Genomic DNA, 14,353 nt, shown 5'->3' with positions numbered 1-14,353 from the left:
GAGATCGGGATTGGTTTACCGGCTTAACAAAGCTCCGGTTGGCCGGTGTTAACCGGCAACGGAATTCGGGTTTGGGTGGGTTACCAGTCTGTTTCGGCCCCCGGCTTTGGCCTGGTAAAGCGCTTTGTCCGCCCTGTCCAGCAAGTGGGCCGGCTCAGTTTGGTGGTCGATATGGGTTAGGCCGATGCTGACAGTGACTTGGCCGGCAACCGGAAATTGCTGACGCTCGATTGCGGTGCGGAACCGCTCGAAGGTCGACACGGCGTCGGCCTGATTGACCAGATTCAATATCACGACAAATTCCTCGCCGCCGAAACGGAACAAAAAATCGTTGTAGCGGAAATGTCTTTCCATCGCCTGGCTGAACATCAGCAATACTTCGTCGCCGTATAAATGGCCGTGAGTGTCGTTTATCCGTTTGAAATGATCGATATCCAGCATGGCAATCCAGGAGCTCTTCTCCAAGTAGCAATCCTTGATCGGATGCGAGCGGAAATAATCGCAGACCTGTAACATGCGGGCGTCGAACGACTGGCGGTTAGGCAATTTGGTCAATGGGTCGCGTTCTTTGCGGTCGTGTAGCGCCACCAGATTCCGGTAAATCGAGATTAGATCGGTAAGCAGTGCCAAGGCCGGTGGATCGAACGTTCCCTTCAGTAGTAAGGCCCGGTCGGGTCCGCCCAGCTCGCGTACCGGAGCGACGATTTGGGTGAACAGCCCAGCTGCATTGGGTTTGCTAGGCGTCAGATCGGCACTGCTGTTAAATTCCTTAAGCAGGTCGATGTCCTCTTCCTGCGGCTGCTCGGCAAAATCCAACGGAAAGCGCCGCACCAGTTGCTCGCTGGTGCACCGGGCTTCGCCGGTTTTTAGGTTGCGTTCGCCGTAGACTTCGTAGGCAGCTGCCTGGTCGATCCAGGGCAAATCTTCCAATAAATGCAGGAAGCGGTAAGTCAGGCCTTGGTAGTCGGGTTGTTCGCTCAACGCGATCGCCCAATGCGAAATTTGCCGGTAGTCGGGATGTAGGTTCAATTGCGCGAGCCTTTGGTCGGCAGAGTTATAAGTACCCGCATATTCTGCTTGAATCGCAGGTGGTTTCGAAAGACATTTTTTAATAAGGTTCGATGCGTGTGGCGTGGTGGGCGCTGGCGAGGCCCCGGCGGAGATTCGGCCGCTCCAGGGTGGAACGTTATACGCAGCGTATTGCCATGCAGGAGATGTCGTCGTGGGCTTCGCGAATTGCCAAATGGCGTTCCAGCGCCGCTTTGACGGCATCGATGCGTTGGCCGGCCGGAGTGGCCGCCAAGGTCTCGATCAAGCCGCCTTGACCGAAACATGCGTGGTCTGGATCTTGGGCGTCGGTCAGGCCGTCGGAATAGACAAATAACTCGCAAGCGGATTCCCATTGCCAAAGTTCGCAGCGGTCATCGAATTCCTCGTCGGCCAGGATGCCGGCAAAGGTATGGCGAGATTTAAAGGAATGCATCGCGGTGCCGGCAGAGTCGAGGACCAATGCGCTAGGCAAGCCGCCATTCCACAGTTCTATCGATTTCCGCGTGCTGTCTATCATGCCGATAGCCAGCGCCACAAAGCGATCCGGCGGTATCTGCGTGAACAATAAGCGGTTTATTTCCCTGACGATAACAGGAATTGCCAAGCCTTTTCGGGTCATGGCCTGAAATGCCTGATTGACTATGACGGTCGGAATCGCCGCCGCCAAGCCGTGGCCGGTTGAATCTGCCAGCATGAAATATATTTGCTGTTGGCTGACGCGGCGGGCGCAAATCAAATCGCCGCTGAAGCGGTTGGCCGGTTTCAGCCAAAATTGCAGATGGTCGTCTTTCAGATCGTTTTGCCTGATCAAGCGGGCAAAAATGCTTTGCAGGAACAATTGCTCGGTTTCGTTCCGGTCGTGGTACATCTTCAATTGCGCTGTGTCGGCGGCAATGACGCGTTGCATATCCAAAAAACGCTGCACCGAGTTGAGCTTGGCTTGCAGGATGGCTTGATTGAACGGTTTCGGTAAATAGTCGTCAGCCCCCGCTTCCAGACCGGCGACGACGTCTTCGGTTTCGGTCAGTGCGCTGATGACGAAAATCGGCGTCCATTTGCTGCTATTCAGTGCGCGGATGGCTTTGATTGCCTGGATGCCGTCGAGTGTCGGCATTATGATGTCCATCAGTACCAGATCGGGATCGGTGGCGGCGAACTGGTCGACGGCTTCCTGACCGTTTGCCGCCAAGATAACCCGATGCTGCATCCGGGTCAGCAATTTCTCCAGCAGTATTCTGTTTTCCGGCAGGTCGTCGGCGACCAATATTTTCATTACGGCGACTACAGTTAATTACTGAAAGCCTGCAGTCTACATTAACTGAACAGCGAATCCCACATTGCGTCGACTTTTTTTATGACCTCCGGCCGCATCACAATCGGCCGCCCCCATTCGCGTGCGGTTTCGCCGGGCCATTTGTTGGTAGCGTCGAAGCCGACTTTGGAGCCCAGGCCGGATACCGGCGAGGCAAAGTCCAGGTAATCGATCGGCGTGTTTTCCAAGATCGTCAAGTCGCGAGCCGGGTCCATCCGGGTGGTGATGGCCCAGATCACATCCTGCCAGTTGCGCACGTCCACGTCGTCGTCGACCACGATCACGAATTTGGTGTACATGAACTGGCGCAAATACGACCAGGTGCCGAGCATGACCCGCTTGGCGTGGCCGGCATATTGTTTCTTCATGCTGATGACCGCCATCCGGTAGGAACAGCCTTCCGGCGGCAGGTAGAAATCGACGATTTCCGGAAACTGTTTTTGCAGAATCGGCACGAACACTTCGTTCAAGGCCACGCCCAAAATCGCCGGCTCGTCGGGCGGCCGGCCGGTGTAGGTGCTGTGGTATATCGGCACCTGTCGCTGGGTGATACGCTCGATCGTGAACACCGGGAATTCGTCAACTTCATTGTAATAGCCGGTATGGTCGCCGTAGGGGCCTTCCGGCGCGGTTTCGTTTGGGTAGATAAAGCCTTCCAGGACGATCTCGGCGCTGGCCGGCACTTGCAGATCGTTGCTCAGGCATTTGGTCACTTCGGTCTTGCTGCCGCGCAGCAGGCCGGCGAAGGCGTATTCCGACAAAGGGTCGGGTACCGGGGTAACCGCCGCCAGGATTGTCGCCGGGTCTGCGCCTAAGGCGACCGCGACCGGAAATGGTTCGCCGGGACGTTGTTGTTGCCATTCCCGAAAATCCAATGCGCCGCCGCGATGGGCCAGCCAGCGCATGATGACTTTATTTTTGCCGATGACTTGCTGGCGGTAGATGCCGAGGTTTTGCCGTTCTTTGTTCGGCCCGCGCGTGATCACCAGCGGCCAGGTAATCAGGGGGGCGGCGTCTTCCGGCCAGCAGGTCTGAATCGGGTAATCGGCCAGATCGATTTCGTCGCCGATCCTGATCACTTCCTGACAAGGCGGATTATTGACGACTTTCGGCGCCATGTTCAGCACTTGTTTGAACACAGGCAGCTTTTCCAGTGCGTCCTTCACGCCTTTGGGCGGTTCCGGTTCCTTCAGGTAAGCCAATACTTCGCCGATCGCCCGTAACTCGGAGATATCCTTGGCACCCATTCCCATCGCCACCCGCTTGGTCGTGCCGAACAGATTGCCGAGTACGGCAATATTCGAGCCTTTCGGGTTTTCGAATAACAATGCCGGGCCGCCTTGTTTCAGCACCCGGTCGCAAATGACGGTCATTTCCAGAACCGGATCGATTTCGTGTTTGATGCGCTTCAGTTCGCCCTGTTTTTCCAGTTGCTGAATGAAATCGCGTAGGTCTTTATATTTCATACCAAAGTAGATGATTGGATGTCCGAGGGAAAGGTTGGTCCGCTGGTATCGCATTCGCCCGCAAAGTTTAACGGAATCCGCAATGCCGGGTTTAGTTCGTAGGCTCGCCGGTCCAATTGTTCAAGCGGGTACCGAAAACGTAATCGAACCAGGGCCAGGTTACGCACCAATTGCCGTTACCTGCTTGCAGATGGTGCTGGTAGTGCCAGGGTAAGTGCCGCTTTGCCCAATCGGGATCGAGATGGGCGCGGCGGTGTTTGCAGTAATACAGTGCCAGCGAAGCATAGAGTGTCAGCACGAAGAACGGCAGGTCGAGCGCCAAAGGCAGATGCAGCGTTACGATAAGCGCCAATATTGCCAATTCTTTGGTCTGCGCATTCCAAGTCCAGCGTAAGCTGCGATAGCCTGGATCGCGCATACCTTGTTCCGCGCAAATCCTGTGGTGCTGCTGCCAGTGGTAAGCCCAAATGCTGCCGGGATTCTTACCCAGGCCATGCAGCAGGTACTTATGCATTAGCCATTCGCCGAGATTCGCGTAGAGCAGGGCGGCCAGTATTTGCAATGCTGCCATCCGGATTCGACCGTCAAATCACCGGCACGATCAGGACGAACAGAAAAGCAATGACGGTCCACAACACGATTTTGGTCCGCAACGGCGTTTTGCGCCATAACGCGGCCAATTCTTGTTTCATCGCCTGTTTGCGGTCGGTTGCGGCGCGGATGCGTTTGATTGCTCCGGCCAGGGTATCGCGTTCCAGACGCTGCTGTTCCTCGAACAGCAACTCGTCCAGCTGCGAATAAAACACGTCGCAGGTCGGGCATTTGAATTCCTCGCCGATTCGGGCCTGACCGCACTGAGGGCAATTTTTCATGGTTGCTCCTGAGAGTAAAAAATCCGGCCGTTTGGCAACTCGGCCAAACAGCCGCTGGCGCCGTTATGCGGCAATGCCGTTGTGGCGCAATAACGCATCGATATTCGGTTCGCGGCCGCGGAAGTTTTTGAACAAGGTCATCGCGTCGGCGCTGCCGCCCTGCTCAAGGATATTGTGCAAGAATGCCTCGCCGGTCGCCTGGTCGAAGATGCCGTTTTCTTCGAACAGCGAGAAGGCATCGGCCGACAGCACTTCCGCCCATTTGTAACTGTAATAGCCCGCCGCGTAGCCGCCGGCGAAGATATGGGAAAAGCTGTGGGCGAAGCGGTTGAACTCGGGCGGCTTGACCACCGCGACCTGCTCGCGCACTTGCTGTAAAGTCGGATAGATCCGGCCGCCCTTGGCTGGATCGAAATGTTGGTGGATTTTGAAGTCGAACAAGCTGAATTCCAGTTGCCGCACCATCATCATGCCGGCCTGGAAATTTTTGGCGGCCAGCATTTTGGCATATAGCGTGTCCGGTAACGGTGCGTCGGTTTGGTAGTGGCCGGAAATCAAGCCCAGCGCTTCTCGATCCCAACACCAGTTTTCCAGGAATTGACTGGGCAACTCAACTGCATCCCATTCCACGCCGTTGATGCCGGAAACGCCCAGGTAATCGATCTGAGTCAGCATGTGGTGTAAGCCGTGGCCGAATTCGTGGAACAGGGTTTCCACTTCGTCGTGGGTCAGCAGGGCGGGATCGTTGCCGGTCGGCGGCGTGAAGTTGCAAGTCAGGTACGCTACCGGGGTTTGCAAATGGCCGTCCGCGGATTTTTTGCGGCAGACGCAATCGTCCATCCAGGCGCCGCCGCGCTTTTTGGCACGGGCATATAGATCGAGGAAGAAGCGGCCGCGCAGTTGGCCGTTGCGGTCGAGAATTTGGTAAAAGCGGACGTCGGGATGCCAGGTGTCGAAGTCTTTGAGCTCGGAAATTTGGAGGCCGAACAGTCGCTCTACAATCGCAAACAGGCCCGGCACCACTTTGCTGTCGGGGAAATAAGCTTTTACTTCTTCTTGTGACAACTGATAGTAATGTTGGCGCATTTTTTCCGAGTAATAACCGATATCCCAGGCTTGCAAATCTTGCAGGCCGTGTTGTTGCGCGGCGTATTCTTTCAGTTCCGCCAGATCGCGGCGGGCTTGGCGCCAGGATTTGTCCGCCAGATCTTCCAGAAATTGAACGACATCCTCGGTGGACTTGGCCATTTTGGTGGCGAGCGAATACTCGGCGTAGTTGTCGAAGCCCAGCAATTGGGCTTTTTCGTGGCGCAAGGCCAGGATCTGCTCCATGATTTCCGAGTTGTCCCAGCGTCCGGCGTGCGGACCTTGGTCCGAGGCCCGGGTACAGAAGGCTTCGTAATGTTCGCGGCGTAAATCGCGGTTATCGGCGTAGGTCATGATCGCCAGATAGGACGGGAATTGCAGGTTGATCAGCCAGCCGTCCTTGCCCTCGGCTTCGGCCGCCTGCTTGGCTTGCGCCAACGCGGATTCCGGTAGCCCGGCCAGATCGTCGACATGGGTGATTTGTTTGTGCCAGGCGTTGGTAGCATCCAGCAGATTTTCCTCGAACTGGCTGGCGAGTTTGGACAATTGCTGGCTGATTTCCTTGAAGCGGGCTTGTTTGTCCGCCGGCAGATCGACGCCTGACAGATGAAAGTCGCGTAATGCATTGTCGATAATCTTTTGTTGGGCGCGATCCAGCGCAGCGAATTCGGTGCTGTCGCGGACGGCTTTATACGCCTGTTGCAGCGCCTTATTCTGGCCGACTTCGGTCGAATATGCGCTCAATTTGCCCAGGCAGGCGTTGTAAGCGTCGCGCATGGCTTCGCTGTTGACTACCGAATTCATGTGGCTGACCGGCGACCAGGCTTTATTCAGCCGATCTTCGGCAGTTTCGATCGGGTCGATCAGGTTGTGCCAAGAGTAGGCCTCGCCGCCTGCGAGTTGTTTTTCGATCGTGGCTCTAGCCTCGGCCAGTAATTGGTCGATGGCCGGTTCGACGTGTTCGGGCAGTATTTTGGAAAATTGGGGCAATTCGGTCTGTACGAGTAACGGGTTGGTCATGTCGGTGCCAATTTAGATGAAAAAATGAAAAACGATGTCAGCACGGCAGCAGCGTCGCTCGACCCACGGTGTGGGTGTCGTGCGATATCGCCAACGCAAAATCCTGGTGCAATTTGCTTAGGTTGAGCCTGCTAGCGTCGGGATTTGCGTCGAACTCCGGGGAGCCTTTGCACTGTGCTTGCGCCGTAAGCCAGGATCAGTGAAGCCGGTTGTGTTGATTCAGTTCGGCTGCGGCACAAGCAGTTTTCCGCACGATGCGGATATTGCCACTATATTCCGGAAATTCGAACGATTTGTACAGGAGCAAACGGTTGGGTAGCGGCGTAAGTTGGAAAGCTTCCGGCTTGTCAAGTAAGGATGCGAGGGCTTGAAGCTGGCCGCGTCTGGGGAGCTTAGGCGTTGTTGCACCGGCTGGTATCAGGTCCGGAAGAAATTCAGCGCCTCCGCTATTTGCTGTTTGGCATCTTGCAGCGCTTTCAGGGACATGTCGGGCGTCAGCGCATTGTCGCCCAGTTTGTGGAAGGCCGGTAAAGTGTTCAGCGGCGGCAAGTTTTGACTTAGCGGGCCGCCGAGCCGGCTGTGGAATTTTGCCAGCAAGACGATATCGTTGACTTGCAGCGGCTTGGCGTCGTCGAAATACCAGTTATCGGTGTTTAATGGAATCTGTTGCAGACTGTCCGGAAAGTGCCATTTCTTGAGGATAAACGTACCAACCACCCCCTGCAAATGATCGATAGCGGCTCGCAGTTCGGTTTCGTTGTATTCGGCCGGGTCCAGCGTTTCCGCTAGCGTTACGATCGGGAGGGCGCCGATGTTATGAGTCAAGCCGGCCAGCAAGGCTTCGTCGGCATTGATTTTGCCGCTGAGCCCGGCCAGGGTGTAACTGAGGCTGGCAACCTGGATGCTTTGTTTCCAAAGCGACTGTGCCAACTGGTTCAAGAGTTTGTTTCGGCTCTTGAACAGTTGGTGCAGACTGATGCTGGTCGCCAGATTTTGTGTGGTCTTGAAGCCGAGCCGGTTGACGGCGTCGTGGCTGCTGGTGATCGGCCGGTTGCTGCGATAGATTGGGCTATTGGCGACCTGAATCAGTTTCGAGGAAATTACCGGATCCAAATTCAGGATTTTGACCGCATCGCCGATGCTGATGTCTTTTTGCAACGCGCTACGCAGCCTCAGTGCCACGTCGGGCAGGCTGGGGACGTGCAGGTTGTCGGCCTTGAAAGCTTGGCAGAAGCGTTGGAACAACACCGTATTGCGCAAGGCTTGCGGAACTTGTTCCAGATTCAGGGCGGTCTGGTCGGCCAGTTTGCTGCTGCGTTGCAAGGCCGACAGCGGCAGGTAGACGGCTTGCAACGCAGATTTGGCGATGGCGTTGAAGTTCTGTTCGCCGGAGGTCGCCAGCGGATAGCAAGCTTTGAAGGTGCCGGCTTCCACCATGTATCCAGCACCGTTGGCCGCTTCCATAAATACTTGGCCGCTGTAGAGGTATGCCACTTCCTCCGTCTGCTCGCCGCGGTTGAACAGCAAGTCCCCCGGATTGAAATTACGCAATCTGATGGGCAAGGCTTTCAGCTCCGTGACCGGTAATTCGCCTACCGGGATCAGCTGTTGCAAAAACTGGAGCGGTAATTGCGCTGTCGTTGCTTCGCGAGTTTTTTCCGCTCGCTCGCTTGGTTCGGCGGTTTTTTTAAATAGCTTTAAGAACATGCGGTCAGGTCGAGAAAATACTCAGGGCTTCGTGAATTTTGGCTTTGGCGTCGTGTAGGATCGCCAGTGTGTTTTCCGGAGACAACGAGAAATTTTTCAGTTTGCTGGCGGCCGGAATGGCAGTGATCGCCGGCAGCTCGGAAGACGCGGTTTTGCCTATCTGCGCATGCAGGCGCGACAACACTACGATATCGGTCAGCGTCAGTTTTTCATGGCTGTTTTGGTACCAATTGCTGCTGGACAGGGCAACGTCGAGGAATTCTTCCGCAAAATCCCATTCTTTTAAGACCACGGCGCCGACCGGCCCCTTGATGACCGGGATGGCTTGTTCGATCTCGCTTTCGTTGTGGTATTCGTTAGGCAGGTTGGCGACGAAGTTCAGGAACGGGATCACGCCGATGTCGCAAACCAAGCCCGCCAATAGCGCGTTCTCCGGATTTTGTTCGCGGGTATGGCTGGCCAGCACGTGGCAAAGGCCCGACAAATACAGGCTTTGTTTCCACAAGTTTTCCAAATGGCTTTTGATCAGTGGCGATTTGCTTTTGAAAATTTGCCGCATGCTCAATGCGGTGACCAAATTGCGGGTGGCGTTCAAGCCGATGCGGATCACGGCTTCTTTACAGTTTTTGGCGCGCACCGCGGTCAAGTACAGCGGGCAGTTGGCAACTTCGATCAATTTGGCGGAGATCGCGGGATCAAGTTGGATGATCTTGACCGCTTCGTCGATATTGACATCTTTTTGGATGGCCTTGCGCAGATTGATGGCGACTTCCGGCAGGGACGGTATTTCGATTTCGTGGTCGGAATTCTGGAAGTGTTCGGCGAACAACGCCAGCAGGCGGTTGTCATGCAACTCTTCGGGTATTTCCAGTTTGCCGTGGTCCTGCCGACTGGGCGTCAACATGATTTTCAACGATACCCGCAGGATGTCGACGTCGGTTTTGGCGGTCGCGGTGGCGGTGTGCTTGGTGCCGCTACAGATCGGAAACTTGGCTTGGGCGCTGCCGGCCACGATTTCGTAACTCTTGCCGTTGTGGTCGGCCAGCGTGACGGTGCCCTGCAACAGGTAAATCGCACAGGTGGCCTGTTCGTTGACGTTATACAGGATACTACCCGCGCTCAGGCTTTCCACGTGGTTGTCGGTGGAAAAGGTTTGCAGGATTTCGTCGCTGAGATTCCGGATCGGAAATAGCTGTTTCAACGTCTCCGGTGTAATGGGTTGTCCGGCGTGTTGCTTGTGCAGCTTGGCCTGGGCTTTTTCGAAAAAAGATCTGATTCCACTCATGCTGTTCCAATAACCGTATAGAAGTCGTTTTGCGGGTGATTGTCGCCGTTTGTCGGCGTGTTTGTCATTTGTCCGGGTTCAGTTGGTCTCTCGGCGTTCTTGGTCGAGCAAGCCGATCACCGGTGCGGTGGCAGGGCGGACTCCTCGCCAAATATAGAACGCCTCGGCGGCTTGTTCCACCAACATGCCTAGACCGTCGACACTTTTTGCCGCGCCATTGGCCAAGCCCCAGCGGACGAAGGCGGTCGGCCGGTTGGCGTAGGCCAAGTCGTAGCAGGTGCCGTTTTCGGCGAGCAGGCCGGCGGGAAGCGGCGGGAGTTCGTCGCTGAGGCTGGCCGCGGTGGCGTTGATGATCAGATCGAAACAGCGGCCGGCCAGGGCGTCGTAACCGCAGGCGTCCACCGCGCCGAGAGACTTGAAGTCGTCGGCGATGGTATGAGCTCTGGCAGGTGTCCGATTGGCGATCACCAGGCTGGCCGGGTTTCGCTTCAGCAACGGGGCGACAATGCCGCGGCAGGCACCGCCTGCACCGAGGATCAGAATGGCGGTTCCCGGCAGATTGAGCTGGAGGTTCGCGGTCAGGTCGTTCAACAGGCCGGTGCCGTCGGTATTGTCGCCCAAAATGCTGCCGTCGGCGGTCAACGCCAGGGTATTTACCGCCTTGGCCGCTTCGGCGGCCTCGCTGAGCCGGTCTGCATAACGCCACGCCAGTTCCTTCAATGGCACCGTGCAGTTCAGGCCTTTGCCGCCGGCGCTAAAAAAAGCATCTGCCGCGGCTGTAAAGTTGTCCGCGGGGACGTCCTGTGCCGAGTACGCCAGATTTTGACCGGTTTGCTCGGCAAACAGTTTGTGTATTCTGGGCGATTTACTGTGGTTGATCGGATGGCCGAATACCGCGTATCGATCGGATAGGCTCGAGTCGGGGATGTTGGCGACGCTGTAGAGGTTATCGTTCATGCCGGAGATCATCCTCGGCTGAGCCACTGGGCGGCGGCTTTGGCGTAATAGGTCAGGATGGCGTCGCAGCCGGCACGTTTGAAGGCCAGCAGCGATTCCAGCACGACTTGCCGTTCGTCCAGCCAGCCGTTGGCGCTGGCAGCCTTCAGCATGGCGTATTCGCCGCTGACCTGATAGGCGAAGGTCGGTACGCCAAAGTGGTCTTTGGCGCGGCGGATGATGTCCAGATAAGGCATGCCGGGTTTGACCATGATCATGTCGGCGCCTTCCTGCAGATCCAGCGCGATTTCGCGCAGGGCTTCGTCCGAATTGGCCGGGTCCATCTGGTAGCTGTATTTGTTGCCGCCGGCCAAGTTACCGGCCGAGCCGACCGCATCACGGAACGGACCGTAAAAACTGGAGGCGTATTTGGCCGAATAAGCCAGAATCCGGGTGTTGGTAAAACCGTGGTTTTCCAAAGTATTACGAATCGCGCCGATCCGGCCGTCCATCATGTCCGAGGGCGCGACAATGTCGGCGCCGGCTTCGGCGTGGGACAAGGCCTGCTTGCATAGCACGGCCACGGTTTCGTCGTTGACTACGTAGCCTTGTTCGTTCAGCAGACCGTCTTGGCCGTGCGATGTGAACGGGTCCAAGGCGATATCGGTGATTACGCCGAGTTCCGGCAGCTCAGCTTTCAGCGCTCTTACGCAGCGTTGCGCCAAGCCGTCCGGGTTGAATGCTTCCTCTGCCGCCAAGGACTTCTGGGCCGGATCAATCACGGGAAACAAGGCTATCGCGGGTATGCCCAGCTCCAACAAGGTTTCCGCTTCCTTGAGTAATAAGTCTATCGACAACCGGTTGACACCGGGCATTGAGGCGACGGATTGCTGCTGGTTTTGGCCTTCGATGACAAACAGCGGGCAAATCAAGTCGTCACAGCTTAGGCGGTTCTCCTGCATCAGCCGGCGGGAAAAAGTCTGAAAGCGCATGCGCCGCATCCGGGTGGCTGGGAAAAAGTCTTTAGGGTGTGGCATCTGATCCATAGTAATATAATAGGGCATTGGTCGATCCACGGAGGGTGGACCGAAGTCTTTCGCTTGACCGGCTCAGGCCTTTATTCTAGCAGTGTATCGAATCGGGGCACTCTAATTTAGCCGGCAATTCCTTTTGAGATGATTTTATGAGTATCCGAACTTATATGCGTTTTATGTCTGTGTTGGTTTTTAGCGTATTTGCAGTCTTGTCTACGATCGCGCCGGTAGCGGCCGCCGACCTAAGCGAACCGCAAATGGCGATTGAAGACGCTTCCAATAAGCTCAAGCAACGTCTGCAGGACCCGAATTTTCCGCACGATTTCCAAAAAATCAATGCCTTCGTTCAAGAGGTGATTTATCCGCATGTCGATTTCGATCTGATTTCGTCGCTGGTGCTGGGTAAGCTGTGGAAGGACGCTTCCCCCTCTGAGAAGGAAAGTTTCAAAAAGGAATTTCAAACTCTGCTGATCAGAACCTATTCCAGAGCGTTTTTCGAGTTTAAGGATTGGTCCATCCGGTTTTTGCCGGTGACGCCGGAAGAGGACGAGCGCAAAGTCTTGATCAAAACCGAAGTATTGCAGCCTGGATTGCAGCCGATAGCGGTCAATTACCGGATGTTGAACGTTAAAGGCCAGTGGAAAGCTTACGACATCATGATCGAAGGCGTCAGTTTAGTGACCAACTATCGGACCAGTTTCAAAAACGAAGTCGAGCGTACCGGTTCGTTGCAGGAAGTAATAAATCAGTTGGCGAAACGCAATACTGAAGCGCTAAACGCCAAAAACAACTCCTAAGTGTTCTCCTCGGATTCCGGCCACGCCTAAAGGTGGGGCCGGAATCCAGCTTCCTGTTCATGTCATCCCTCAAAGATTCTCTTTACGCCAATCCGCTTGGCGAAGTCGGTGCATTTAAATTCGACGAAGCCGTGGTCAAGGTGTTTCCGGACATGATTCAGCGTTCGGTGCCCGGCTATCCGGCGATTATCTCGGCCATCGGCCTGTTGGCCGGCCGCTTTGCCAGGGATGACAGCGTTTGCTTCGACTTGGGCTGTTCTCTGGGGGCGGCGAGTCTGGCTATGCGGCAGCAAATCACCGCGAAGAATTGCCGTGTCGTGGCCGTCGATTGTTCCGAAGCAATGGTCGAGCAGTGTCGGAAAAATCTAGCGGACTCTGCGGTCGCGGGGGTGGATGTGGTGTGTGCCGACATTCGCGACATCCCGATCGAGAACGCGTCGGTCGTGGTGTTGAATTTTACGCTGCAATTTATTCCGTTGGCGGACCGGGAGGCTTTCTTGGCCAAGCTCTATGGTGGATTGCTGCCCGGCGGAATTTTGATTTTGTCGGAAAAATTGGCGTTCGATGATACGCGGCAACAGGAATTGCAGACCGAGATGCATCACTTGTTCAAAAAGGCACAGGGCTACAGCGAGCTGGAAATCAGCCAAAAGCGCAGTGCGCTGGAAAACGTGCTGATTCCGGAAACGTTTGCAGTGCATCGGCAGCGCTTGGTTTCAGTGGGTTTTTCCAGTGTCGAGGTTTGGTTCCAGTATTTCAACTTCGCATCGATGATTGCGTTGAAATGTTAGGTTACGACGATTTGTACGCCTCACTACGGGAGGCGGGCGACCGGGTTTGGGGTGAGAGTTTGCCCGGACAATTGGCTGCGGCGTTTAACGATGCCGCGCACGGCGATTTGCCGCGTTGGCGCCAGGTGGTTGACGATTTGCCGCGTTACCCGGCCTCCAGTATCGATTTGGCGAATGCGGTGCGGATCGGTGTCGATTCGGATATTTCCGATGTTGCCAGAGAGCAATTGCGCGAACAGCTGATGAAGTTGCATCCTTGGCGGAAAGGGCCTTACCGGATATTTGGCATCGATATCGATACCGAATGGCGTTCCGATTGGAAATGGGAGCGTCTGAAAAATGGGATCGCTCCGCTGTCAAATCGGGCAGTGCTCGACGTCGGCTGTGGTAATGGTTACCACTGTTGGCGAATGCTGGGAGCGGGGGCGCGATTGGTGGTTGGCATCGATCCTACCATGCTCAGCGTGATGCAGTTTCAGGCGATACGTAAGCTCCACGGGCCGGCGCCGATTTACGTCTTGCCGCTGGGGATCGAAGACGTGCCGGCCAATTTGGGATGGTTCGATACCGTGTTTTCGATGGGGGTGTTGTACCACAGGCGCTCGCCGATCGATCATTTGTTGGAATTGAAAGGTTGTTTGCGGCCGGGCGGCGAGTTGGTTCTGGAAACGCTGGTGGTCGAGGGTGACGAGCGCCAAGTTTTACTGCCGGCCGGCCGTTACGCGCAAATGCGCAACGTCTGGTTTTTGCCCAGTTGCCAGGCGCTGGAATTATGGATGCAGCGTTGCGGCTATAAGGATATTCAGTTGCTGCATGTCGGCAAAACCACGGTCGAGGAGCAGCGTAGTACGGAATGGATGCGGTTTCATTCCTTGGCCGATTTTCTCAATCCGGGTTCTCCCAAGTTGACCAGCGAAGGTTTGCCGGCACCGATGCGGGCGATTCTGAAGGCTAGCGTTTAAATATAGGTTGGCAATTCTAAATTATTGTAATTCGA

At 55.7% G+C, this 14,353-nt stretch carries 13 protein-coding genes; 3 read left to right on the top strand and 10 right to left on the bottom strand.

Going from position 1 to position 14,353, the window contains the following annotated elements:
* Positions 1-48: 48 nt before the first annotated feature.
* From PL263_RS12200 to hemB, 10 genes are all read right to left on the bottom strand, one after another.
* A complete protein-coding gene (locus tag PL263_RS12200; RefSeq protein WP_278209628.1) occupies positions 49-1,029 on the bottom strand; it encodes a GGDEF domain-containing protein in 981 nt (326 codons plus the stop codon).
* A gap of 157 nt (positions 1,030-1,186) precedes the next feature.
* Positions 1,187-2,323 carry a SpoIIE family protein phosphatase gene (locus PL263_RS12195; RefSeq protein ID WP_278209626.1) on the bottom strand — a complete coding sequence of 379 codons (1,137 nt, stop codon included), beginning with the start codon at positions 2,321-2,323 and terminating at the stop codon, positions 1,187-1,189.
* Positions 2,324-2,364: 41 nt separating this feature from the next.
* Entirely contained in the window at positions 2,365-3,828 is a 1,464-nt protein-coding gene (gene ubiD, locus PL263_RS12190) for a 4-hydroxy-3-polyprenylbenzoate decarboxylase (protein WP_278209625.1), read from the bottom strand.
* 91 nt (positions 3,829-3,919) lie between these two features.
* Complete coding sequence (locus PL263_RS12185; RefSeq protein WP_278209624.1) at positions 3,920-4,399, bottom strand: sterol desaturase family protein; 480 nt, start codon at positions 4,397-4,399, stop codon at positions 3,920-3,922.
* 13 nt (positions 4,400-4,412) lie between these two features.
* Positions 4,413-4,700 carry a hypothetical protein gene (locus tag PL263_RS12180; protein ID WP_278209623.1) on the bottom strand — a complete coding sequence of 96 codons (288 nt, stop codon included), beginning with the start codon at positions 4,698-4,700 and terminating at the stop codon, positions 4,413-4,415.
* 63 nt (positions 4,701-4,763) lie between these two features.
* Entirely contained in the window at positions 4,764-6,806 is a 2,043-nt protein-coding gene (gene prlC / locus PL263_RS12175) for an oligopeptidase A (RefSeq protein WP_278209622.1), read from the bottom strand.
* A gap of 417 nt (positions 6,807-7,223) precedes the next feature.
* The gene (locus tag PL263_RS12170; RefSeq protein WP_278209620.1) at positions 7,224-8,420 is read right to left on the bottom strand and encodes an HDOD domain-containing protein; all 1,197 of its coding nucleotides are present in this window, start codon (positions 8,418-8,420) and stop codon (positions 7,224-7,226) included.
* 97 nt (positions 8,421-8,517) lie between these two features.
* Entirely contained in the window at positions 8,518-9,798 is a 1,281-nt protein-coding gene (locus PL263_RS12165) for an HDOD domain-containing protein (protein ID WP_278209619.1), read from the bottom strand.
* A gap of 78 nt (positions 9,799-9,876) precedes the next feature.
* Positions 9,877-10,755, bottom strand: a complete 879-nt coding sequence (aroE, locus tag PL263_RS12160) for a shikimate dehydrogenase (protein WP_278209618.1) — start codon at positions 10,753-10,755, stop codon at positions 9,877-9,879.
* 8 nt (positions 10,756-10,763) lie between these two features.
* Positions 10,764-11,780, bottom strand: coding sequence for a porphobilinogen synthase (hemB, locus tag PL263_RS12155; RefSeq protein ID WP_278212874.1), 1,017 nt, complete (start codon positions 11,778-11,780; stop codon positions 10,764-10,766).
* Positions 11,781-11,917: 137 nt separating this feature from the next.
* On the opposite strand from hemB, the gene PL263_RS12150 reads away from it, so the two are divergent.
* Genes PL263_RS12150 through cmoB form a run of 3 tightly spaced genes read left to right on the top strand, consistent with a single transcriptional unit; the run spans position 11,918 to position 14,318 of the window.
* A complete protein-coding gene (locus tag PL263_RS12150; RefSeq protein WP_278209617.1) occupies positions 11,918-12,565 on the top strand; it encodes an ABC transporter substrate-binding protein in 648 nt (215 codons plus the stop codon).
* A 59-nt stretch (positions 12,566-12,624) separates the two neighbouring features.
* A complete protein-coding gene (gene cmoA / locus PL263_RS12145) occupies positions 12,625-13,356 on the top strand; it encodes a carboxy-S-adenosyl-L-methionine synthase CmoA (protein ID WP_278209616.1) in 732 nt (243 codons plus the stop codon).
* Positions 13,350-14,318: a tRNA 5-methoxyuridine(34)/uridine 5-oxyacetic acid(34) synthase CmoB gene (gene cmoB / locus PL263_RS12140; protein ID WP_278209615.1), complete on the top strand. Its 969-nt coding sequence runs from the start codon at positions 13,350-13,352 to the stop codon at positions 14,316-14,318. The genes cmoA and cmoB overlap by 7 nt, the downstream gene beginning before the upstream one ends.
* Positions 14,319-14,353 lie beyond the last annotated feature (35 nt).

The organism is Methylomonas sp. EFPC3 (assembly GCF_029643245.1).
GTDB classification, from domain to species: Bacteria; Pseudomonadota; Gammaproteobacteria; order Methylococcales; family Methylomonadaceae; genus Methylomonas; species Methylomonas koyamae_B.
The sequence above is the reverse complement of the archived record's forward strand: the minus strand, read 5'-3'. Positions and strand labels throughout refer to the sequence as shown.